Annotated in this window: 21 protein-coding genes; 12 read left to right on the top strand and 9 right to left on the bottom strand. The window is 37.5% G+C overall.

What is annotated here, in order from left to right; translation table 11 throughout:
• Positions 1 to 145 precede the first annotated feature (145 nt).
• Positions 146 to 538: a hypothetical protein gene (locus tag A994_RS12550; protein WP_004032043.1), complete on the bottom strand. Its 393-nt coding sequence runs from the start codon at positions 536 to 538 to the stop codon at positions 146 to 148.
• A 207-nt stretch (positions 539 to 745) separates the two neighbouring features.
• Here A994_RS12550 and A994_RS12545 point away from each other — a divergent pair, with 207 nt between their 5' ends.
• On the top strand, positions 746 to 2,434 hold the full coding sequence (locus tag A994_RS12545; protein WP_004032042.1) for a SulP family inorganic anion transporter: 1,689 nt from the start codon (positions 746 to 748) through the stop codon (positions 2,432 to 2,434).
• 86 nt (positions 2,435 to 2,520) lie between these two features.
• Here A994_RS12545 and A994_RS12540 read toward each other — a convergent pair whose 3' ends face one another.
• Positions 2,521 to 3,255 (bottom strand): winged helix-turn-helix domain-containing protein, encoded by a 735-nt coding sequence (locus A994_RS12540; RefSeq protein ID WP_004032041.1) that lies wholly within the window; start codon positions 3,253 to 3,255, stop codon positions 2,521 to 2,523.
• A 179-nt stretch (positions 3,256 to 3,434) separates the two neighbouring features.
• Between A994_RS12540 and A994_RS12535 the strand changes: the two genes are divergently transcribed.
• Positions 3,435 to 3,674 carry an MTH865 family protein gene (locus A994_RS12535; protein WP_004032040.1) on the top strand — a complete coding sequence of 80 codons (240 nt, stop codon included), beginning with the start codon at positions 3,435 to 3,437 and terminating at the stop codon, positions 3,672 to 3,674.
• A gap of 328 nt (positions 3,675 to 4,002) precedes the next feature.
• On the opposite strand, the gene A994_RS12530 is transcribed toward A994_RS12535, so the two are convergent.
• On the bottom strand, positions 4,003 to 4,647 hold the full coding sequence (locus tag A994_RS12530; protein ID WP_004032039.1) for an HXXEE domain-containing protein: 645 nt from the start codon (positions 4,645 to 4,647) through the stop codon (positions 4,003 to 4,005).
• A 433-nt stretch (positions 4,648 to 5,080) separates the two neighbouring features.
• Between A994_RS12530 and A994_RS12525 the strand changes: the two genes are divergently transcribed.
• Both A994_RS12525 and A994_RS12520 read left to right on the top strand, forming a co-directional pair.
• Entirely contained in the window at positions 5,081 to 5,461 is a 381-nt protein-coding gene (locus A994_RS12525) for a DUF5518 domain-containing protein (RefSeq protein WP_004032038.1), read from the top strand.
• A gap of 396 nt (positions 5,462 to 5,857) precedes the next feature.
• Positions 5,858 to 6,301, top strand: coding sequence for a hypothetical protein (locus tag A994_RS12520; RefSeq protein WP_004032037.1), 444 nt, complete (start codon positions 5,858 to 5,860; stop codon positions 6,299 to 6,301).
• 321 nt (positions 6,302 to 6,622) lie between these two features.
• Here the strand turns inward: A994_RS12520 and A994_RS12515 are convergent, their stop codons facing one another.
• The 3 genes from A994_RS12515 to A994_RS12505 all read right to left on the bottom strand — a co-directional run bounded on the left by A994_RS12515 (position 6,623) and on the right by A994_RS12505 (position 9,739).
• On the bottom strand, positions 6,623 to 7,048 hold the full coding sequence (locus A994_RS12515) for a DUF3795 domain-containing protein (RefSeq protein WP_004032036.1): 426 nt from the start codon (positions 7,046 to 7,048) through the stop codon (positions 6,623 to 6,625).
• A 120-nt stretch (positions 7,049 to 7,168) separates the two neighbouring features.
• Positions 7,169 to 8,002 (bottom strand): MBL fold metallo-hydrolase, encoded by an 834-nt coding sequence (locus tag A994_RS12510; RefSeq protein ID WP_004032035.1) that lies wholly within the window; start codon positions 8,000 to 8,002, stop codon positions 7,169 to 7,171.
• Positions 8,003 to 8,125: 123 nt separating this feature from the next.
• Positions 8,126 to 9,739 carry a sodium:solute symporter family protein gene (locus A994_RS12505; protein ID WP_192812720.1) on the bottom strand — a complete coding sequence of 538 codons (1,614 nt, stop codon included), beginning with the start codon at positions 9,737 to 9,739 and terminating at the stop codon, positions 8,126 to 8,128.
• A gap of 282 nt (positions 9,740 to 10,021) precedes the next feature.
• On the opposite strand from A994_RS12505, the gene A994_RS12500 reads away from it, so the two are divergent.
• From A994_RS12500 to A994_RS12490, 3 genes are all read left to right on the top strand, one after another.
• Positions 10,022 to 10,867, top strand: coding sequence for a PsbP-related protein (locus tag A994_RS12500; RefSeq protein WP_004032033.1), 846 nt, complete (start codon positions 10,022 to 10,024; stop codon positions 10,865 to 10,867).
• Positions 10,868 to 11,018: 151 nt separating this feature from the next.
• Positions 11,019 to 12,323 carry a phenylacetate--CoA ligase family protein gene (locus A994_RS12495; protein WP_004032032.1) on the top strand — a complete coding sequence of 435 codons (1,305 nt, stop codon included), beginning with the start codon at positions 11,019 to 11,021 and terminating at the stop codon, positions 12,321 to 12,323.
• Positions 12,324 to 12,440: 117 nt separating this feature from the next.
• Positions 12,441 to 12,872 carry an ACT domain-containing protein gene (locus tag A994_RS12490; RefSeq protein ID WP_004032031.1) on the top strand — a complete coding sequence of 144 codons (432 nt, stop codon included), beginning with the start codon at positions 12,441 to 12,443 and terminating at the stop codon, positions 12,870 to 12,872.
• Between the two features lie 148 nt (positions 12,873 to 13,020).
• Here the strand turns inward: A994_RS12490 and A994_RS12485 are convergent, their stop codons facing one another.
• The 3 genes from A994_RS12485 to iorA all read right to left on the bottom strand — a co-directional run bounded on the left by A994_RS12485 (position 13,021) and on the right by iorA (position 16,154).
• Positions 13,021 to 13,524, bottom strand: a complete 504-nt coding sequence (locus A994_RS12485; protein WP_237739755.1) for a DUF7000 family protein — start codon at positions 13,522 to 13,524, stop codon at positions 13,021 to 13,023.
• 138 nt (positions 13,525 to 13,662) lie between these two features.
• Positions 13,663 to 14,271 (bottom strand): indolepyruvate oxidoreductase subunit beta, encoded by a 609-nt coding sequence (locus A994_RS12480; protein WP_004032029.1) that lies wholly within the window; start codon positions 14,269 to 14,271, stop codon positions 13,663 to 13,665.
• Positions 14,272 to 14,273: 2 nt separating this feature from the next.
• Positions 14,274 to 16,154, bottom strand: a complete 1,881-nt coding sequence (iorA, locus tag A994_RS12475) for an indolepyruvate ferredoxin oxidoreductase subunit alpha (RefSeq protein WP_004032028.1) — start codon at positions 16,152 to 16,154, stop codon at positions 14,274 to 14,276.
• 355 nt (positions 16,155 to 16,509) lie between these two features.
• On the opposite strand from iorA, the gene A994_RS12470 reads away from it, so the two are divergent.
• From A994_RS12470 to glyS, 5 genes are all read left to right on the top strand, one after another.
• Positions 16,510 to 17,064 carry a M48 metallopeptidase family protein gene (locus A994_RS12470; protein WP_004032027.1) on the top strand — a complete coding sequence of 185 codons (555 nt, stop codon included), beginning with the start codon at positions 16,510 to 16,512 and terminating at the stop codon, positions 17,062 to 17,064.
• Positions 17,065 to 17,453: 389 nt separating this feature from the next.
• Entirely contained in the window at positions 17,454 to 18,986 is a 1,533-nt protein-coding gene (gene tfrB, locus A994_RS12465; RefSeq protein ID WP_004032026.1) for a fumarate reductase (CoM/CoB) subunit TfrB, read from the top strand.
• A gap of 177 nt (positions 18,987 to 19,163) precedes the next feature.
• Positions 19,164 to 19,859: an RNA methyltransferase gene (locus tag A994_RS12460; protein ID WP_004032025.1), complete on the top strand. Its 696-nt coding sequence runs from the start codon at positions 19,164 to 19,166 to the stop codon at positions 19,857 to 19,859.
• Positions 19,860 to 20,103: 244 nt separating this feature from the next.
• Positions 20,104 to 20,712 (top strand): dCTP deaminase, encoded by a 609-nt coding sequence (gene dcd, locus A994_RS12455; protein WP_004032024.1) that lies wholly within the window; start codon positions 20,104 to 20,106, stop codon positions 20,710 to 20,712.
• A gap of 72 nt (positions 20,713 to 20,784) precedes the next feature.
• Positions 20,785 to 22,506, top strand: a complete 1,722-nt coding sequence (gene glyS, locus A994_RS12450; protein ID WP_004032023.1) for a glycine--tRNA ligase — start codon at positions 20,785 to 20,787, stop codon at positions 22,504 to 22,506.
• The last annotated feature ends 244 nt before the right edge of the window (positions 22,507 to 22,750 follow it).

Below are 22,750 nucleotides of genomic sequence, written 5' to 3'. Positions count from 1 at the left end.
AATACTAATCAAATAACAGGATGCAAATTCACATGGTCCAATGAACTAAATCTCATAGCCAAATACTACTTCAAATAACTTAACTGCCAGATCATAACCCTAAATGCAGTTTTCAAACTAATTCAATATTTAGATAACCTTATTTTCATTCGTTCGGTATTTGTTGGGGGGTTTTTAAATGTCTGTATTTTTTATAACCATAAAACCATCTGATTGACCATAAAAAATGAAAAATTGATACCAGAATAAATGAAATGGCAAAAATATACAGGATTAAACCTAAAAAAACGTTTATAAACCCTATTATTAAAAATGAAATTGGATTTTTAAGGAGGAATGTAACCACACCAGATAGGCCCATTGCTCCCCCAGATAGGGATAGGACTGTTTGAGCTGAACCACCTACCAGGAACCAGAGGAATGCAAGAATTGCAATTAAAATTCTAAATAAAGATTTACGGGGAGATAACTGTTTTTCCATCTCAGCAGATAGCTTTTCCTCTTCATCAGGAATCTTTTCTTGTTTATCTTTATCCATATCATCTACCAAATCCAACTATGTTAAAAGGTATAGTGTGAACAATAATCAATTTTATCATTTAATCATATTATAAAAAAATGATTAATTAAAAAATGTAAAATTTTATTTGTTTAATCCCTATAATGCTATAAATTGATTAATTTTAATTAAAAAGATCGACAGATATTTATTTAAAACAATTTTTAAACTTTGCAGGATGTTACTATGAAATCCCTTTCATCGTACCTTCCCATAACCAGGTGGGTCCGAAACTACAATAAGGATTGGTTACGGCCAGATATAATAGCTGGGATTACTGTTGGTGCTTTTATAATCCCTGAATCCATTGCATATGTATCTTTAGCTAATTTACCGCCAGAAATAGGTTTATATTCTGCCATGGTTGCGGTTTTAGTCTATGCCATTTTTGGAACATCCCGCCAGTTATCAGTGGGGCCCCTCTCCACCCTTTCCATACTGGTTGGTTCTACACTGGGCTCTTTGATGATTCCCAATGCTACCCAGTACGCCATGATAGCATCCCTGATAGCAGTTATAGCTGGCCTTCTGGCCATGGCCTCATGGGTTTTAAGATTAGGATTCATAGTTAAATTCATATCTAAACCAGTTTTAACTGGTTTCCTGGCAGGCATAGCATTATTCATAGCTTCTGGTCAAATTACTAAGTTATTCGGAATATCTGGCGGTTCCGGAACTTTTTTTCAACGCATTTATTACTTTTTAATCCATATAGATCAAACTAACTTAGCTTCTCTTGCAGTTGGTATGGGTGGGCTCCTGTTTTTGTACCTGGCAACCAAAAAATTCCCTAAATTACCCAACACACTCTTTCTGGTTTTAGGATCAACTGTACTCATCACTTTTACCAACTTAACTGCTCTGGGAGTGGATGTGGTTGGTCAAATCCCTCAGGGATTACCATCTCTTGTAATTCCCGATCCTTCCCTTTTGGATGTGAATATTTTAATTACTCTGGCGGTCACTGTCTTTCTCATAAGTTACATGGAAGGATATTTATTTGCAGCCGAATACGCAGCAAAAAATAGTTATAAAATTGATAAAAACCAGGAATTATTAGCTTTAGGCATGTCAAATGTTGCTGTAGGGCTGTTCCAGGGATTACCTATAGGTGGGGCACTATCTAGAACTGCAATAAATAATGATAGTGGTGCTAAAACCCAGCTGGCAGGAGCTATATCTGGACTAGTTATTTTAATGGTCCTGTTATTTTTAACCGGCATTTTTACCAACTTACCTGAGACCATACTGGCAGCCATTGTAATATTTATTATAAAGGGCCTGGTGGATCTACCTCACTTTCGCAAGATCTACAGTTTCAGTAAGATAGAATTCGCTATTGCCATAGTTACCTTGCTTGTTGTGTTGTTCTTTGGAGCACTGGAAGGCATTGTGATTGGAGTAATACTATCAGTGGTGGGGTTGATTAAGAAAATGTATAATCCCCACATAGCAGTGCTGGGAAAAATGCCGGGTAAAGATCAGTTTTTAGATATTAAACGACGTCCAGAAGCACATATAATCCCAGAAATACTCATTGTAAGGGTTGATGGGTCCCAAATATTCCTAAACACTGAAGACATAAAAAATACCATTCTTGACATGGTAGATAATGAATATACAGATACAAAATTACTTATTCTCGATTTTGAGGCAACATCCTTCATTGATCATTCTGGAACTGAAATGTTAGAGGATCTCTACGATGAATTAAACCATAGGGGAATCAAGCTTAAAGCAGCCAATATGTATGGTCCCCTGAGAGATTCTCTTCAAAAAACCAAATTAGAATCAGAAATTGTGGAAAGTCCTACTTCTTTAACCATAGAAGATTGTATTGAAATTTGGGAGTCAGAAACTGGTAATGATGTTTAAAAATTGAATGGGGATTTAAGTAATTTAAGTAAAATAAAAGAATTTATAGTCTTATTATTATACAAATACCCGAATAACATGGAGTATTAATCTTCCAGGCACTGTTGAAAATCAGAAAGCAGTGAAATTAGATTAAATCCTTTTTTAGTGATCATGTAGTCTCCTCTTTCATGTCTCTGGATGATGAGATCACTTTCCATGAGTTTCTGGATGTGGAATAATAAGTTACCACCGCGAAGTCCAGTTAGTTCAGAAAGTGCTGAAAAACTATGAGTTTCGGAGGCCATAGATTTTAGTATTTGCAGTCTCAGTTTATTGGATAACGGTTCGAGTACACTTTTAACAATTTCTTCCTCATTAATAGCAGAAATTTCTGTTTTTATTTCATCATTAGAATTGTATATCTGTAAAGAACCTATGAGTTTTAACTGTTTCTCAAAAAGGGAGTCAACTTCCTTAAAACATATATCACAATCATCAAAAGAGGCCTTTTTTCGTATTTTGCTTAGTTCATCCCTTTTCCCAGTGATAACCTCATTGGAAATGTTCCCATGACGTATGTTTTTTGAATTATCCTCTAAAAAATCCGTGAATATGGATTTACACGTGTCCCTCATGGGACATGGATTAACCATTCCATTTTCAAGACCTTTTTCAATGTCACCATCAATATAAGCAGTTAATGAAGCCAGAAAATCCTTCCTTATATTGGTCATCATTAGATTTAGGTATTCCTGGTTGGATCGTTCCATTAACCGTTTGATATCACGGTGTATTGCCTCCAATTTAGCAGGAGTATTGTATAGTCCCGAATCACTCATTTTATTCACATTTTCCATGTGTTTTATATTAGAGAATAGGCAGATAATAAAGGTTTCTGACCCTTAAGGTTACATTTGTGTATAAAAATATACTTAGTATAGTTTAATGACGGTTTAGTATATATTTATAATTAACTATAGTTATGGTTGTGATTAATTAAACCACGGAGATGATAAACATGGGAGTTAAAGAAGAAATACATGCACAGATTGTGGGAGCACTGGCAGGAGCCGATTTCCCAATAAAAACACCAGAAGCACTGTTATCCTCATTTCCAGATGGGGCAGAAACCACCTGTAAATCAGGTGATGTTGAATTGAAAGCTGGAGATGCAGGACAAGTATTAACTGCAGATGATTTCCCATTCAAATCAGCCCAAGATGTTGCAGATATAATTGTTGAAAGAGCAGGGTTATAAATAACCCTTTTTTTTAAAAAGACCGCTTAAATTAATCTTTTCTACTATTTCTCAAATAGAAATTATATTTAGTTCAATTTATACTGACAAGTTAAACCTTGAACTGTGCAAAAGTATATTATAATTAATAAATTTTGTCAAATCGAATGTTTTTGTTGTTATTCCTTCAATTTTTTTACAAAATTTACTTTTTTTCATAGAAAGAGGAAAAATAATAATTTTCAATTTTTAGACAGATTTTCAAATAATTTCTAGAGTTAGATCTATTTTAAAAAAATTGGTGTAAAATTAAATTTTACACTACTAAGTTTAAAATTAAGTTCCAATCTTATTTTTGTGATTCTCCAGGTTCTTGTGATAGCTCAAAGGACTTAAGTTTACTTCTTGTGGTTAAAAGAAATGCAAGGAAAACTAGGAATCCGAATATAATGCCCACGATATAATCCAATGTAGTAAAGGCATTGATTGTGTATGCATAGAATAGTATTACCACTGAGTAAGGGTTTAAGATTAACCAAGTAGTATAAAAGCCAGGATTAGGTCCTTTCTCTGTAAATTGGAATATTGCAGTGTGCATAATTCCGTTCATTATGAAAAGGAATACGATGAGACCTATTCCAACCCACGGTGTTATGTATATTGTCAATGCACTGGTTATAGCAAAGAACCATGCAAACGCATTAGTAAATAATTCATATCCGTTAGTTAGAGGATAATCCGCTCGTGGAGGATTTAATCTAGCGAAAGTCTTTGTATTGAAATATTCTTGAAATCCACCTTCAGTAATTCCTCCATTAACTCTAATAACATATTCTTCGGTTTCATGGATCATAAGCAATGGCAACAAAGCCCAAAATAAGAATGACAACCATGTGAAACTAGGATCCGTATATTTAAAGCATGCTAAAAGCACCAATAACATGGGACCTATAAAAGCAATGCCCGCCTTCCATATTATATTATAATCTTCCATATTAACAGCCTCCAAGTGCATAATTTAAATTGTGAAATTATAAGCTAATTTTATAAAAATTTCCTAATCTCTATTACTTTAATATTAATGTTTGATAATCTCAAAGTATTTTCTTACACCCCCTATCAATTTAACCACTAACATATTATCGTTATATACCAAAAATGTTACTATAATTTCACCAACCATCAACAGAGTGTCTGATCTGGTGTGTAAATTTACAAATCTATCACAATGGCTTTATAAGAGTTTGATTAATAATATAACTAAGGATTAGTAAGTTATAACATAAATCATAGATAAAGAACGAAAACACTTACCCTTAATTATTAAGTTTTTACTACTCTTCCCATTGACACCTAAGATACTTCAAAGCTACATTTTTTTATAACCTCAAAAATATATTATTATCATAATTTGAAGGGGGCACAATATGGTAAAAATAAAATGGGCATCTGTAAGAAGAGGTTTATTGTTATCACTAATTTTATGGCTTATTCTTCGAGAAGTTGCCGGGGATATTGGAGGTGTAATTGGATTTGTCCTAGCAACAATAATCGTCGGTTACAGAGTTAATGAAGGTTATAAAAGCGGTTCAATACATGGAGCACTAGTCGGTATGGTAGGTGGTATTATAGGAGGATCAATCATACTGATTTTATACCTCATTGGGTTAGGAGACATAGGAAAACAGCTTTGGCCAGTTACAGGAGTAATAGAAGCCACCATAGTCATAATCTTATATGCAATTGTAGGGGCCATTGGTGGTACAATCGGCTCCGCCATTAAAAAAGTACGTCAAAATTCTACTTAACAATGTTTTAATATCCAACATAATCTCCAATTATAATATAGATGAATTAATATTCTCATATTGAAAATTCATGGCCAAACCCACTTAGACTGCAGACAAGATGTTCGCATTAACTTTTGCAAAGAAAGGTCCTAATTATATCGGAAAATTCATTAATAATATCTAGAAAAAATAAAAAAAATAACCCCTTTTTTGAAAATTATTAAAACGGAACTAATTAGATATAAAAGGTAATATAAACCCTAAATAAAATTTTCAGACATCTTAACAGCCCCCAGCCTACATTGAGAACAATGATGTCCGCATAACGCTTTTTGGAATAGAATTGTAACTATCAGCAGTATTACCAAATTATTTAACAAATTATATTCAAAATATATTAATAGTGATAATATGATGACCGTGGCAATTATAAAAAGGCGCTTAAAAGATGGGAAAACATACGAAGATTTCCGCAAAGCTTGGTATCATACTGTAGGATTTGGTACTAAGAATAAGATGTACAGTTTGATAAATGCTTTTGATGAACGGGAAATTATCGTTATAGGATTCACTGAAATACCTTCAGATACTGAAGATATTTTAGAGGGTTTAAGAATAGATGTCAAAGAAAGGCTTGACAACCCATTGGAGGATGTTATTGAACCTGAAATAGAACGGGACTTCGGAATTTTAATATCAGAAGATGATTTCTCAGCAGAAGGTGCCATAGAATACAAAAAACCCACTATTGATGGGAAAGAAGTTGATATTGAAGAAGTATTCAAGGGATTGCTAGCCTGGAAACAGGGCCTAGAACAAGCATCACAAGAAAGAGACAATGCCCGGAAAACAAAATAAACTTCTGACCACTTAACCCAGAAACATAGATTTTTGACATAATAAAATAAACAGTAGGTATTAATTCAATCCGAATTTCAATTGTGTAATCCATCAAAGATATGAGGGGTATTTTAGAAGGTAAATTTAATTTTAAATATATTCTATGTACTATTAGCACTAATTATTGTAGTATTTTTAGATTTCAGATATTTTAAAAACAATTTTCCGAAAATATTAACGACAAATATACTAATTTTTATAGTATTTGCTGCATTTTATTACTTATTTTTAAGTAATTTATACTATATTATGGAATTGGGGGAATTGGACGAAAGATCTTTACCAATATCTCTTTCCATTAAGGAAACCTTCAACTCCTTGCTCTTTAATTTTTCTTAAATTTTTCAGATTTGCATCTTTGTGGAGCGGTTTAAGAAATTCAAATTCCTTGCATGTTTCAAATTCACCACATTCCCAGCATCCTTGATATTCGTTCTTCTGTGCACACTGAGCAATATGACAAAACTTTGCTCTGGATCCATCCCGGCATCCTTCACACCTTAAGTTCTCAAGTCCTCCTAAACATTCATAGCATTCAGAGTAGTTATCAAATTCTTTGAAGGGAAGTGCTTCTACCACTTTATCAAAGTTGGATTTTCTTAACTCTTTCCTGAGGTCCCGAGCTAAATCAGCAATGGAACCCGTGTAATTAAAGCAATCTTCACAATAAAGACCACAATAACTTACTAAATTAAGTTTTTTCATTCTCTTCAACCCCAATATAAAATGCTAATCAATTATTCCAATCATTAAAAACAATAATAATTCTTATTATTTTTATTAGTTATTCATTGGATGTATGAATAATAATTTTAAACTTTAAAACTATTTTAAATCCTCGTGACCTGCAACCACCCTAACCTGAGGATACAACCTTAAAAATGTTAAAATCTTCTCCAGGGTTTCCTGAGCCATCTCTACATCCCCGGTGTAGTCAATGGGAGCCACACCAAGTTTGAGGTTCTCACGGATGAATGCAGCATCCATTGCCATGAGAACAGGACCATCCACCCCATTCACTAGGAAAGAACTGTGTCCAGGGGTGTGTCCAGGAGTATGGATTGCCCATAGAGATCCATCACCCAATAAATCCACACTGGGTCCTAAAAAGGGCATGTTCTGTGCCAGAGAATAATCAATTTCAAATAACTCTTTTAGACCTTCTAAAAAATCACCATGGACTTCTGGCTGGTAATCCTTATACTCTCCCTTACCAGTTACATAGGGAATATTTTTAGGAAGTTCCCTCACACCAGCGGCATGGTCAGAATGTAAATGGCTTAAAAACACCATTTCAAGGTTAATCCCTCTTTTTTCAAGATGGTGGCCAATATTCTCATTTTCTTGCTGCTGATATTCATCAACAGAAGTTCCTTCTAATCCTCCGCAGGGGTCTTTAAAGTAAGATGAATCCAGTCCCACATCCAGTAAGAAGTCACCTTTTTCCTGGTGGTGTATCCAGTGTGCCAGTATGGGGACTTCGATTTCCTTGTCTTCCACATCCCTAGCACGGGGATGATCTGGATTTAAAGTGCCCTTCAGGTTGATAATCACGGATCCGGTCTGGAAAGTGTGAACAGTTATATTACGGAGATTTTGGAATACTTCCGCCCAACTAAGTTTACTGGTTTTCTTATACTGGTAATTTACAAGTTTCATTGAAATCAATTATACTCCATTTTAGGCTTTAATCATTTTCAAACAGTTTATCATTTCTAAATTTTACCATTCAAAAATTTGTATTTTTCAATAAAGTATTGGAGAGGATTAAAATCCTGAGGATTATTTTCCCCGGGACTGGTCCACTCCATCAAAACACTTATCCAGGAACTCCTTTTTGGGGGGTTTGGTAAGTAGACTGACCAAAATTGTAACGATAATTGCCACTGGCAGGGCCACGATCATGGGGTCTACAGTTGGCCATGGTACAGATGTGATGATGGTTGACTGTCCCATTAAAGCATTGGAAATTCCTAAAGGTTCTGCTGTTTTTTTAAAGCCGAATAACAACCATATCAAACTGGTTACAGCACCACAAACTAGTCCTGCAATTGCACCTTCTTTGGTGGCTCTTCTCCAGTAGAGTGCTGCCACGTAAATTGCCAGGAATGCTGCGGCAGTGATACCGAACCACAGGGCAGTTCCCAGGGCAACTATACTGGCTGGTAGTATGAATCCAAGAATTACTGCAATGACAACTGCAATTACTATCCCTATCCTGGCCATTCTTACTGATGATCCTCCAGTTTTACGCACCAGAGTCTCATATATGTCCCGTCCCAGGGCAGTTCCCTGAACATGGAACTGTGCAGAAAGGGTGGACATGGCAGCAGATAGGAGTGCTATCATAAATAGATATGCAAACCATAAAGGCATGGCCGCAGCTATGAATGTAGGTATAACCTTATCCAAATTTCCCCCTGCTGCCTGCACTGCAGTTTGTCCAGTTGTCTGGAAGAAGTAGACGTTGGAAAGTGCTCCTACCACGTAGGCCCCGAATGTCATTACAAATATGAATACTCCCCCGATCAAAACTCCCCGGTTTAACTCCTTATTTGATTTAACAGTCATGAACCGCACCACTAACTGGGGCTGTGATAGAACTCCTATACCCACTCCCAGGATCAAACTGGAGACTAAAGTCCACCAGAATGGACTCCCCAGGGAAGGCATGGATGTCCAGCCAGTGAACCCGGTTGCAGTAGCAGCTGCAGTTGCCTTTTGGGGAACAACATTCACCAGATTGGTGAGTGCCTGATTGGCATCAGTTACTCCTCCCAGTATCCAGTAAATTGCTATGAGAAGGAATATCATTCCAAAAAACATTATACTACCCTGCAGGGCATCGGTGTACATCACACCCTTGATCCCACCGAAAATAACGTATACTGCCACTATGACAGCCATTACAACTAAAGCTATATTGTAATCCACACTCAACGTTGTTTCCACAAACCTGGCCATTCCCACAAGCACAACCGACGCGTATAACGGCATTCCAATAAAAATAATCGCACCTGAGAAGTACTGGATAAATCTACTGTCAAAACGCCTTGATAAGAACTCGGGGAAGGTTAAAGCACCTAAATTATGGCCCATTTTACGGGTGCGTTTTCCAAAGAACACAAAGGCAATGAATATTCCAATGATGATGTTTAAAAACACCAGCCACAGGATTCCCATACCATAATTAGCAGCGACTCCACCAAATCCCACAATAGCTGCGGTACTGATGAATGTGGCCCCATAACTCAGGGCCATGATGAAGGGATGTGTTTCCCTCCCTGCAACAAGATAATCGTCTGCATTCTTAGTTCTACGCCAGGCAACATAACCCACATACCCATTTATCACGAGAAATATTAAAACAACAATACTCAATATCATTAAATCCACTTAAATCACAACCTAAGTCCAATAATTTTATCATAATTATTAATGATTATTGAATCTCTGACAACATTATATAAACTTTTATAAATAAGGTTATTATCAATCCACGGAATTATATCATATATATGCTTAAAACATGAAGCTTATACTCATTTATCAAAATTTAAATAATGTTAACAATAAAAAGCCATTATTGCCCCTGATAAATAGAGTTAAAATAGATGGGGTTATATTTATCTTTTAGATTAATGATTGATTAGAATAGGAAAAAGGGTAGTGAAATAATTGAGCGAAGATGGTCCTCCTCGATTAAGAAAACCAGGAAACAATACCAAGAAAAAGGATTCAACATCCAAATTGGGAAAAGCCAGTGCAGATATTAAAGAAAAAATTGGCTCTTTAAAACTGAAAAACGGAGAAAATTCCTTTTCAGGTAAAGTTAATTCCCTCCAATCCAAAATAAATAATGATGATAAACAGGGAAATGGGGGTCCTACCCGGCTCAGAGTACCACACACAGAATCAACTGATAAACTCAATTCTAATAATTTGAAAAAAATCATCCCTAAAATACTGGGGAAAAAATCTATTTTGGGTATTATTGGCATTATTATTTTAATTATCCTGGTGGTTACCACTGCAATGTGGGTTATGGGTGATCATAAAACTGTCACTAACCAGAGCAACAATGCCACCAACCAGATGAATAATCTTAAAAACCATTTTGACAATGGTAACATCTCATTTGACTATCCTGAAGGTTGGAATATTACTAACGTTACAGATCAAGCTTCATTAATAGTTACAGTTACAGATGATGAAAATAACAGTTTTTCTGTCTTTAGGGAGGATTTGTTAACTCAAAATTTCACATACCGGGTTGCCAGTTGGCGTTCAAACATTTTAGCCAAAGGTATGATCTACTACGAGGGCGATCTCACCATTGACAACACCACTGCCTATGAACTGGAAGCAAACTACAAACCCAATGATAAGGTTTTCACCACTCGGGGAATAGCCTTCCAGAAAAACAACAGTGCATACTTTGTGATCTTCGTCTTTGACAAACCACTCCTGGATTATAAAAACGAAATGGATACAGTTATAAACAGTTTCCATGTGAATGGGTAACTAACTTCAAATTATAAACGTAAAGTATTCATGGATAAATAAGTTTTATACAGATATTGATTAAATGAAGGGCAATAATTAAATAAAATATTGATTAAAATATTTAAATTGATTTTAATAAAAAATAAGAAGATATTGGCCGGTGGATTAAATGATCTGGAATGAAGAAGTGGAGTGCATATCTAGGGATGAAATGAAGAAATTACAACTTAAACGATTGAAGGATGTTGTAAAACGGGCCTATGAAAATGTTCCCTATTATAAAAAACGTTTTGATGAGGCAGGAATTAAACCAGAGGATATTGAAACCCTGGAAGACATCCAGAAATTACCTTTAACCACTAAAGACGATCTTCGTGCGGCATATCCTTTTGGAATGTTTGCAGTTCCTAGAAGGGAGATTGTAGAAGTTCACACATCCTCAGGGACCACTGGAAAACCCACTGTTTCCGGTTATACTCGGGAAGACTTGGAAACATGGAGTGAAATAATGGCCAGGGGTTTAACCATGTTTGGGGTTGATGATGAGGATCTTATCCAGAACACCCATGGTTACGGTCTTTTTACCGGTGGTTTTGGGGTGCACTACGGTGCCCAGAAGATAGGGGCCACAGTTATACCCATTTCAACTGGACAGACCCGCAGACAGATCGAGATAATGAAGGACTTTGGAACCACGGTTCTAATAGTTACTCCTTCCTACGGACTTTACCTGGCAGAGGTGGCCGAGGAAGAAGGACTTGAACGAGAGGATATGAAATTAAAATCCATTGGTTTTGGAGCAGAGATGTGGACTGAAGAGATGCGCCAGGAGATTGAAAAACGCTTCAATGCACCAGCATATAATATCTACGGACTCACAGAGATTATGGGTCCCGGGATAGCTCTGGAATGCCCAGAGCAGGATGGTCTACATGTTATGGAAGATCATTTCTACCCGGAGATCATTGATTCTGAAACCCAGGAAGTACTGGAAGAAGGTGAAAAGGGAGAACTGGTCCTTACCAACCTGACCAGAGAAGGAATGCCCATTATTCGTTTTAGAACCAAAGATGTTACCAGCCTCAGAAGAGGAACCTGTTCCTGTGGTAGGACCATGGTTAAAATGGACCGCATAACCGGAAGAACCGATGACATGCTCAAGATCCGTGGAGTGGCAGTATTCCCATCCCAGATCGAAAAGGCTCTCCTGAAGATGGATGGTATTGAACCCCATTACCAGATCATTGTCACCCGACCCCAGCACCTGGATGAAATGGAAGTACAGGTGGAAACATCACCTGAACTTTTCTCTGATGAGGTGAAGGAGTTAGTGGGGATAAAAAAGAAAATAGAAAACTTCATCCACAATGAAATTGGTTTGAGAGTTACTGTAACCCTGGTAGAACCAAGAACACTACCTCGAAGCCAAGGAAAAGCAGTCAGGGTTATTGATAAACGTGGATTAAGCAAATAATTTCAAAATAGTAATTTGAACTTTACAGTTCAAATCTATTGAAAATAAAGCATAGCTTGGTGAAATATCCTTAAAAAAAGATTAAAAATTATATGAGATTATAAGGGGGAATTAAAAGTGAAAATAGAACAGTTATCAATATTCCTGGAAAATAAGAAGGGTAGAATGAGGAATGCACTGGATGTTCTGGCTGATGCAGGGTTCAATATCAGGGCACTGTCCATTGCTGATACATCAGACTTCGGTATTTTAAGATTGATTGTACCTGAACCTTATAAGGCCAAAGAAATCCTGGAGGAAAACAATTTCGTGGTTAAGATGGGCTATGTTATTGCTGTGCAGATGTCAGACCAGCCAGGAGGACTGGGCACCATCCTGGGAATACTGGACGACTCAAACATAAACCTGGATTATCTCTATGCCTTTGTGGATGAAAAAGAAGAAAGAGCCATTGTCCTGCTCCATCCAGAGGATATTGATGCAGGGATAGAAGTCCTTAAAAAGGGTGGGGCAATCGTGATCCCCCCAGAAGATGTTTACAACTGGTAAACATAACATAATTTTTGTTCATTTTTTTATTTTATAATTTTTTTTAGTTGCGATTTCTAATTTTAATTTCCTATATTAATTTCCGACATTCATTATGTTTGATTTTTCTTCTTATGTTCCTTATTTTAATAAGAATCTTAGAACTATCCTATTGTACTAAGAAATTCTCAACATCATTAATAAATTCCAATGTTCCAGTCTCTATTTGCTTTGTTAAACTATCCAAATCACTAAAATCAGGATTTTCAACTAAAATATGTTCTATAATAGAGTCCACACCTTTTGTAGTTGGTGGAATATGGTATTTATTCCAATCCATTTCTTTAAACAGTTTCCAGTATTTGTTTTGAACGTTTTTATTGTATCCTGCTAACCAAACTTCAAACCTAAATGTTTCATGAACAAAGACTATGGCAATTTTCAATTTTCGGCTTTTTAATGATTCTGGGGAGAAAGAAAAATAAGTCATATCCATATACCCCTGATAAATACCTGACACAAAATATTGGGGATATTTATTTTTAAAATAAACTCTCAAATCCATTATATATCTCATTAAGCCCCCATAAGCCTCCTGAATACAACCCTTCTCCAACAGTTTTCTATATTCCTGCATACATTCATTAAATGAACCCATATCCAATTCACCCACTGATCATCAGATTATAATAAATTTATCTTATTATAATTTTTATACCAGATTATATGAAATTATTTTTCCATTAATTTCTAATTTTTAAGAAAATAAAAAAAATATTAATACCAAAAAAATATTTTCTGTGAGTTTAAGTCAACCCTCTGCATAAATGTTGGAAGAACAAACCCTGAATCCTTCCTCAAATGCCTTCAAATTTATGGGAATACTCTTCTCAGGTAAATTATTCTTCATTGATTCTATTATGATTTGCTTATCCACTGGAAATCCTGGAACCGCTGCTGCAGCACCTAACATCACCATGTTCACCGCCAAGATGTGACCAGCGTCCTTGGCTATTCCATCCGCATCCAGGGCAATAACCTTCTTTGCATGGTCCCCCAGTTCATCCAGTAGGATGGATAGTTCAGGGTAAGGATGTTCACTTTGGCGGATGTTAAACGGATAAATTGATGAAGTATTCGTAACCACGTAACTTTCTTTATTTATCATGTTAACTGCCCTGAGTGCTTCCAGTGGCTCAAATGCCAGTAATAGGTCTGCTTTCCCTTCTTCAATGATGGGGCTCCTTGAATCTCCAATCTTCATCTGGGTGGACACCACTCCGCCTCTCTGGGACATTCCATGGATTTCACCCACTACCACGGACAAATCACTTTTCATGGCTGCTTCCCCCATGATAACCGAGGTTTTGATGATTCCCTGACCACCAACTCCTGAAATGTAAATATTGTAAGGGTTCATTGTTATTCCTCCTCTCCCCTGTTACTATCAATCCTTTTAGCCCTTATAGCCTTCTCCGGACATGTTTGAACGCATACATTGCATTTCCTGCACATTAATGGGTCAATTCTGATTTTGTCTTCATCAGTGGTGTAGATAGCAGGACAGGTGAGTTCCATGACACAGGTATCACAACCCGTGCATTTATCATCCTGGACATCGATGATGATGTTTTTACCCTTCTGGGTCCCACCTTTGATTAACATACAGGGGTACTGGGATATTACCACTGCCACTTTATCAAATTGGAGTGCTTTTTTGAATATATCCTTTGAATTACGGACATTCAAGGGGTTTATGGTCTCCACCATTTCCACACCACAAGCTTTTACAATATCTGGTATGGATATTTCAGGCGCTTCCAATCCCATTCCATCCACTGGGAGGCCAGGGTTAGGCTGGCCACCGGTCATGGCGGTGGTGCGGTTATCCAGGATCACCAGGACAAAACGGTTCTTGTTGTGCACTGCGTTGATGAGTGGTGGTATTCCTGCATGGAAAAAGGTTGAATCCCCTATGAAGCTTACCACGGTTTGATCAGTGGCCTTGGAAAACCCGCAACTGGTTCCAACAGATGAACCCATTGATAAGAGATAATCTGCAATTTCATAGGGCGATTCTATACCCAGAGTGTAGCAACCTATATCACTGGGAAATACGAGATCATCCAGATTCAGATCCTCTGCTGCCTTTTTAACCTCGAAATATGCGGCGCGATGCGGACAGCCCGGACAGAGCGTTGGTGGTCTTTTGGGAAGTTCAAGAGAATCTGATGTGGTTTCAACTGGCATTTCCAAGCCCATCATCCTGCCCACTCCCCCTAAAACAATATCTGGACTGTATTCATATATCGCAGGCAGTGTTCCATCCAGTTTACCGTGAATCACTGATTTTAGCTGGTGTTTACCTACAATAGCCAGTATTTCTTTTTCCATGATGGGGTCAACTTCCTCCACCACCAGAACCCGTTCTGTATTTTCTAAAAATTCCAGGACCTTTTTTTCAGGGAAAGGATATGAAAAGGCTATTTTAAGGATATTTACCGGTAAATTGTACTCTTCCACCACATCCATAACATAGTTGAAGGCACTGCCACTGGTGATAATCCCCACATGACTTCCATTATCAAAGGGCTGATTTAAGGAGGAATTATTGGATAATACTTCTACCTGGTACATTTTTTCAACCAGATTTCGGTGCATTATCCGGGCAGACTCCGGTACTGGTACAAAACGCTGGGGATCTTTATCAAAGTGTCCCTTCGTTTTAGGCTTATTTAAAGCACCCAGTTCCACTATTCCCCTCATATGGGAAACTCGGGTGGTGGTGCGGAGAATAACCGGTAATTCAAATTCCTCAGATAGCTGGTAGGCATATCTCATGAGATCCTTAACTTCCTGGGGGCTGGAGGCTTCCAGGAGTGGAATGTTTGCCAGGCGAGCGTAGTGACGGTTATCCTGTTCATTCTGGGATGAGAACATGGATGGATCATCTGCAGTGAGGATTACCATCCCTCCCCGAACACCGGTGTAGGCAACGCTCATTAATGAATCTGAAGCCACGTTAACACCCACGTGTTTCATGAAGGTGAATGACCTTAGTCCTGAGGCAGAAGCAGCTGCTGCTACTTCCAGGGCTACTTTTTCATTGACTGAAAACTCAAAATACATCCCTGCATCTTCAGCAAGGACTGATAATACATTTCCAATCTCTGAAGAAGGTGTTCCAGGGTAAGTGCTGGCCACAGACACACCTGCTTCCAGGGCACCACGGACTGCAGCTTCATTACCCATTAAAAACAGTTTATCCTTTTCCTGTCCTGTGAGTATTTCTTTAATGTTCATGGTATACTTCCTTGAAGATAAAATGATGTTTAATACATCTAATGGTTAATATCCAATTAAGCAGTTAAATACAGATATATTGAATTATAAGGTTAGAATAGCTATATGAAAAAATATATAGATTCTTATATTAAGTTTGAATATCTGCTATATTTAGATTTAGGTTTTTTTAAATTGATTCTACTAGGTATAATTGAGTTAGTGATGATCGGATTGGAAAGTGAAAAACTAAATTAAAATAGTAAAACTAAATTAAAAGAGTGAAGATCTTCCTAAAGACTAAAACTCACTATTTCTGGACAAGAAATAATTCCGGATAAAAGATTATTTGAAGGTTGTATTATAATTAACTCTGATGAAGATTAAAATTCAGGACATTGAGGTCCAGTGCCATGTTTTCCACAGGAAAGTGAAATATGCCCGTTTAGAGATTAAAAACGGTGATCTCAACCTTATCATGCCAATTGGAGCTGAAGATTATCAGGGTCTAATTCGAAAACATGAAAAATGGGTTTATCAGAAAATATCACGGATAAATACGTTGAAAAAAGAGTCTGAAAACAGAAAACTGGATTTAACTCGCAGTGAACACGAATTCCGGGAACTGGTTAAGTTACTGGTGGCTGAAATATCCAGTGAAATGGGTTCACCGGTGAATAATGTGACTTTCCGCCGTATGAAAACCCGTTGGGGAAGTTGTAGTTCATCAGGAAATGTGAACTTTAATACTCGCCTTAGATACTTACCGGAAAGCCTCATCAGATATGTGGTGCACCATGAAGTGTGTCATATCAAGGTAAGAAAACATGACAAACACTACTGGAATCTGGTTTCCCTAACTTACCCTGATTATAAGAAATTTGAAAATGAACTGGCTATTTACTGGTTTTTGGTGAAGGATTTAAATTAACAGTCCCACAAAATTTATCAAAGTGGATTTAGCTTGATACAATCATTTTTATAACAATGACAATCATTTTTATAACAATGACAATCATTTTTATAACAATATTTTTTAAATGATTTTCTGTAAATTTCAGAAAACATATATTTTTTATAATAATTTTTTATAGGAATAATGCCTAATATTATTGATTCTATTTTAATCTCAATCCAAATTTGAGTTATGATGGATCCTGATTAAATGTTGTATAAACTAAAAAAAACAGGTTAAACAGATTAGAATCTGAAAATATAATTTTTTAAAATTTAAACACTATTTAAAAATCATAAAAGATTTAGAAATTTAAAAGAGATTTAAATAACGAAAAAGAGATTTAAATCATATTGGAGATGGAAATGATAAATATAACTGTTATGCGTTATCAGCCTTCAGAGGATGAAGAACCCTACCCTGAATCTTATTCTGTTGAAAAGAAGGAGAAGATGAAAGTCTTGGATGCTTTAAACTACATCAATCAGCATCATCAGGCTGATATTGCCTACCGCTGTTCCTGTCGGGCGGGTCAGTGTGGTTCCTGTGCTGTTAAAGTCAATGGAGAAATGGCCCTGGCATGTAAAAGAGAAATAAAAGATGAAGATGTAATCGAACCTATCAATTTACCGGTTATTAAGGACCTGGTTGTGGATAGGAGCACAATGGACAGTAAAGTGAAGGATATGGGTCTTTTTCTGGAGGATGAGTGCGGAATCAGTGAGTGTCCTGCAGTTTTAGATCCAGAAGAACTTACCAACACCAAGAAATTAAGGAGCTGTATTGACTGTTACTCCTGTTTATCCGCCTGTCCAGTATTAAAGGTTAATGATGAATTTGCAGGACCCTATTTTATGCGTTACCTGTCCAAGTTTGCCCTGGATCCAAGGGACTGCTTGGATCGGGCAGAAGAAGGATTTGATGAGGGACTTTACTGCTGCACATCCTGTTCTAAGTGTGTGGAAGTCTGTCCTAAAGAAATAAACACCTTCGGTGGAGCCATTGAAAAGTTAAGGGAAATAGCCTGTCAGGAGGGTATTGGACCCTTACCACCCCATCGTGAAGTTAGGGAGCTTATTGAAAAAACTGGAAGATCAGTAGAACCCCCAACTGAAGGGCCAATGAGGGAAGGTTTCATAAAAGCAGTTAACTCTCAAAGTGTAAAAGAAAACGTAAAAGCAGTCGATAAGGATAAAAATAACGGGAAAGAAAAAATTGCACTCTTCACTGGCTGCTTAATGGACTACCGCCTCCCAGATATTGGGGTGGCCCTTTTGGATGTTTTAAATAACCATGATGTTATTGTGGATGTGCCCAGCCAACAGGTCTGCTGTGGTTCTCCCCTTATTCGAACCGGGCAAACTGATGCTGTTGCAAAGCTGGTTGAAAAGAATACTAAGGCCTTTGAAGGTTACGATACCATCATCACTGTCTGTGCTGGTTGTGGAGCCACCCTTAAAAAGGATTACCCCCAGTACGGTACCAGCTTTAATGTGATGGATATCAGTGAATATCTGGCAGATAAACTTAACACCGAAGACATGAAACCAGTGGACATGAAAGTCACCTACCACGACCCCTGCCACCTTGTAAGGGGTCAGGGCATTCGGGATGAACCCCGTAAGATTCTCGAAAACATTAAGGGCCTTGAATTCGTGGAGATGGAAGTTCCTGACCAGTGTTGTGGCGCTGGTGGTGGTGTAAGATCTGGTAAACCAGAAATAGCAGCCGCACTGGGCAGTGCCAAGGCTAAGATGATAGAAAAACTGGACGTGGATGCAGTGATCACCATTTGCCCATTCTGTGAAAATAACATCAGGGCTTCTCTGGAGAAGGAAGGGATGGACCTGGAAGTTATGAACATACTCAAACTCCTGGAAAAGGCATACGAAAAATGAAAACTGGATTTACACCAGATAAAGATTATTCAAATAGCGAATCCAGATTAAATTAAGTGAGAGAATCTGATTAAAAAAATTCTAAAAAAAATATCCGAATAAAATTAAAAAGGTTAAAATTAAAAAAAAGAATTTTAAACAGATTAAAACAAAAAAAAGGATTGATTAGGGATATACATGATTTATGTGGTTTTTGTGGAGCCAGAAACTCCTGGCAATATTGGGTTCCTGGCACGGACCATGAAAAATTTCGGTTTATACCAGATGGTGCTTATAAATCCCTGCCCACTGGAAAATGATTCATATTACAAGGCCATGCACGCCCGTGAAATCGTCTCCAATCGCCAGGAATATGATTCCCTGGCAGAATTCCTCAAAATTAAAGAGATTGATTTTGCAGTGGGAACTACCGGGAATGCGGGTGGAAGTTATAATCTCCCCCGTATTGCAGTAACCCCTGATAATCTGGCCCAATCATTGAATGTGAATGGAGATATTGCATTGATAATGGGAAGAGAGGGTGATGGTCTCACTAACAAGGAATTAGAACTTTGTGATGTTGTAGTCTCAATTCCCACCCATGATGCTTATCCAGTCCTCAATGTGACCCATGCTGCGGCCATTATATTTTACGAACTGTTTAAAACTGAGAAAACTTATCCTGTGGAAGACCTGGATGAAGCATCTTTAACCGAAAAACAGGGCTTAATTGAATGTATGGATGAAGTGCTGGATCACCTGGACTATCCAGCGCATAAAAAAAAGAATGCATCCACGGTCTTCAGGAGAGTACTGGGAAGAGCATTTATATCTGGAAGAGAAGCACACACCCTTAGGGGAATGTTTCGAAGGATTAAAGAGAGGGTTGAATAAAATTTAATATTCAGAATTAATATTCATAAATAGTTTAATTGGTTTAGAAATAATTTAATTTATCAAAATCCAAATAATTTTAAGTGGTTATAATCCAGAATAGTTTATTTAACAATTTCAATAGGGTTAATAATTCCATAATTTTATAGACCTTAAAATCTCATGTTAATAATTTCTGTGTAAATTGTAAACTTAAACTAAAAATAATGATAACCAGAAACTAAAAAGGGAGAATGAGGATAAAATGGCTATTTTAAGTGATCAGGATATCATAAAATATTTAGATGAAGGAAAAATTATCATAGAACCGTTGGAAGATCCAGCCCGGCAGATTCAACCATCATCTGTGGACCTCAGGATTGGGAATGAATTTAAAGGTTTTCGCATAATCAGAAAGCCATGCATTGACCCCCTGGACAAGTCTGACCTGGAATCATACATGGAATCATTCCATCTGGATAAGGGAGAGGCATTTATCATACATCCTGGTGAATTTGCACTGGCCACAACCTATGAAGCTGTTAAACTCCCTGATAATCTGGTGGCACGTGTGGAGGGGCGTTCCTCAATGGGACGTCTGGGAATCACCATGCACGTTACTGCAGGTTATATTGACCCTGGATTTGAGGGGAAAATCACCCTGGAAATTTCAAACATTGGCAAAATGCCAGTTGCCCTTTACACTGGCCAGAGGGTCTGCCAGATAGTATTTGAAACCATGACCAGCCCATCTTTACGTCCTTACGGCCATCCAGAAAGGGATAGTAAATATATGGGGCAGGATAAACCGGTTACCAGTAAAATCAAGCAGGATTATGAGATCAGGGACCGTAAACAGACAAAATTACTTTAATTTAATACGGTAAAATTAATTTAATACTATTTAAAAAATTATCCTAATTTGAGGAAATTTGAGAGGATATAAATGAAGAATGAAGATGTTATGAATATTGCCAAGAAGAGAGGATTCTTGTGGTCATCATTTGAAATTTACTCAGGAGTGGCCGGATTCTTTGATTACGGCCCTCTGGGTGCAATTCTAAAAAATAAGATCATGAACAAGTGGAGAAATTACTACCTGGTGGGTGAAGGATTCTACGAAATCGAATCGCCAACCATCATGCCTGAAGAGGCACTTAAAGCCTCAGGACACGTGGACCACTTCAACGACCCCATGACCGAATGTAAAGATTGTCTGGAAGTCTTCAGGGCAGATCATGTTATCAAAGAAGCCATTGGAGAAGAAGTGGAAGGATTGAAAAACCAGGAGCTCACTGAAATATTATCCCACCAGGAAATTCTCTGCCCCAAGTGTGGGGGCCACTTAACACATGTATGGAGTTACAACCTCATGTTTCAAACCCTTATCGGTGCTAAGGGTAAAAAAACAGGTTACATGAGGCCGGAAACTGCCCAGGGCATTTTCATACCATTCAAGAGACTCTTAAGGTTTTTCCGTGGTAAACTTCCATTCGGTGTGGTGCAGCTGGGTAAAGCTTACCGTAATGAAATTTCACCGCGACAGGGTGTTATCCGCCTCAGGGAGTTCACCCAGGCTGAAGCAGAGATATTTGTGGATCCCCGTGATAAAACCCACCCCAATTTCCAGAATGTGGCCCAGCAGGTTCTTTCCCTGTTCACTGCCCCCGCCCAGGAGGAAGATGGTGAATTCATACAGATCACAGCAGAAGAAGCAGTCAACAAAGGTGTGATATCCAGTCAAATGTTGACTTACCAGTTATGTTTGGCTGATAGGTTCATGGAGGAACTGGGAATACCTGAAAATGTTATCCGGTTCCGGCAGCACATGAAAACCGAGATGGCACACTACGCCATTGACTGCTGGGATGTGGAAATCTACACCGACCGTTACGGTTGGATTGAAGTTATTGGAATCGCCGATAGAACAGATTTCGACCTTAAATCACACAGCCAGTACAGTAAGGAAGACCTATCAGTGTTCATAGAATATGATGAACCACGAACTGTTACCAAAATGGCAGCAAAGCCAGATATGAAAAAATTTGGCCCCCTATTTAAGGCTAATGCACCTAAAATTTTGAATTTCCTTAAGGAAGCTGATTCTAACCTGATAAAGGAAGCTTTTGATGAAAATGGTGTTTATGAGTTGGAATTAGATGGTGAATCATACCAGTTAACCCCTGATATTATATCATTTGAAGAGGTTGAAGAAACTGTGAGGGGTGAAAAGGTATATCCTCATGTTATCGAACCATCTTATGGTATTGACCGTATAACATACTCTGTACTCCTCCACTCATTCACCCAGGAAGATGACAGGAATATTTTCCATTTCCCTGCAGATATTGCCCCGGTTGGAGTGAATGTATTCCCACTGTTGAACAAGGATGAACTGGTGGAAATATCCGACAAGATAAGAAATAATCTACGCAGCGAAGGCATAATAGCAGAAGTAGACACTTCCGGAACTATTGGTCGAAGGTACGCTCGTTCTGATGAGATAGGAACACCATTTGCAGTTACAGTGGACCATCAAAGCCTGGAAGATGACACAGTAACCATCCGGGAACGTGACAGCCAGGAACAGGTCCGTGTGTTGATATCTGAAGTTCCAGGAAAAGTTAATGACTTAATCTTCAATAAGATAAATTTCAGTGACATTTAGACAATTTATGTCTTAATTTCACTCTTTTTTTAATTATTTTTTCAAGGTAGCTTTTTGGATATTTCTACATCCATTACACATTTACAGTAGTGTCAAAAAATAGAATTTTAAAAAATCCATAATAAAACTCCATAATACTATAAGGTTAAACCTCTTAATTAATTTTAGATAATTAAATTGTGGATTGAGATAATTAATCATTGGATGATTTAGTAACTGGATTGTTAACAATACAGATGAAAAC

Origin of the sequence: Methanobacterium formicicum DSM 3637 (genome assembly GCF_000302455.1) — an archaeon.
Classification (GTDB): domain Archaea; phylum Methanobacteriota; class Methanobacteria; order Methanobacteriales; family Methanobacteriaceae; genus Methanobacterium; species Methanobacterium formicicum_A.
This window is presented reverse-complemented; position numbering and strand designations above follow the sequence as displayed.

Coding starts and splice junctions, on each gene's coding strand:
- A994_RS12550 (WP_004032043.1), bottom strand. CDS start 538: ATGGATAAAGATAAACAAGAAAAGATTCCTGATGAAGAGGAAAAGCTA.
- A994_RS12545 (WP_004032042.1), top strand. CDS start 746: ATGAAATCCCTTTCATCGTACCTTCCCATAACCAGGTGGGTCCGAAAC.
- A994_RS12540 (WP_004032041.1), bottom strand. CDS start 3,255: ATGAGTGATTCGGGACTATACAATACTCCTGCTAAATTGGAGGCAATA.
- A994_RS12535 (WP_004032040.1), top strand. CDS start 3,435: ATGGGAGTTAAAGAAGAAATACATGCACAGATTGTGGGAGCACTGGCA.
- A994_RS12530 (WP_004032039.1), bottom strand. CDS start 4,647: ATGGAAGATTATAATATAATATGGAAGGCGGGCATTGCTTTTATAGGT.
- A994_RS12525 (WP_004032038.1), top strand. CDS start 5,081: ATGGTAAAAATAAAATGGGCATCTGTAAGAAGAGGTTTATTGTTATCA.
- A994_RS12520 (WP_004032037.1), top strand. CDS start 5,858: ATGACCGTGGCAATTATAAAAAGGCGCTTAAAAGATGGGAAAACATAC.
- A994_RS12515 (WP_004032036.1), bottom strand. CDS start 7,048: ATGAAAAAACTTAATTTAGTAAGTTATTGTGGTCTTTATTGTGAAGAT.
- A994_RS12510 (WP_004032035.1), bottom strand. CDS start 8,002: ATGAAACTTGTAAATTACCAGTATAAGAAAACCAGTAAACTTAGTTGG.
- A994_RS12495 (WP_004032032.1), top strand. CDS start 11,019: ATGATCTGGAATGAAGAAGTGGAGTGCATATCTAGGGATGAAATGAAG.
- A994_RS12480 (WP_004032029.1), bottom strand. CDS start 14,271: ATGAACCCTTACAATATTTACATTTCAGGAGTTGGTGGTCAGGGAATC.
- iorA (WP_004032028.1), bottom strand. CDS start 16,154: ATGAACATTAAAGAAATACTCACAGGACAGGAAAAGGATAAACTGTTT.
- A994_RS12470 (WP_004032027.1), top strand. CDS start 16,510: ATGAAGATTAAAATTCAGGACATTGAGGTCCAGTGCCATGTTTTCCAC.
- tfrB (WP_004032026.1), top strand. CDS start 17,454: ATGATAAATATAACTGTTATGCGTTATCAGCCTTCAGAGGATGAAGAA.
- A994_RS12460 (WP_004032025.1), top strand. CDS start 19,164: ATGATTTATGTGGTTTTTGTGGAGCCAGAAACTCCTGGCAATATTGGG.
- dcd (WP_004032024.1), top strand. CDS start 20,104: ATGGCTATTTTAAGTGATCAGGATATCATAAAATATTTAGATGAAGGA.
- glyS (WP_004032023.1), top strand. CDS start 20,785: ATGAAGAATGAAGATGTTATGAATATTGCCAAGAAGAGAGGATTCTTG.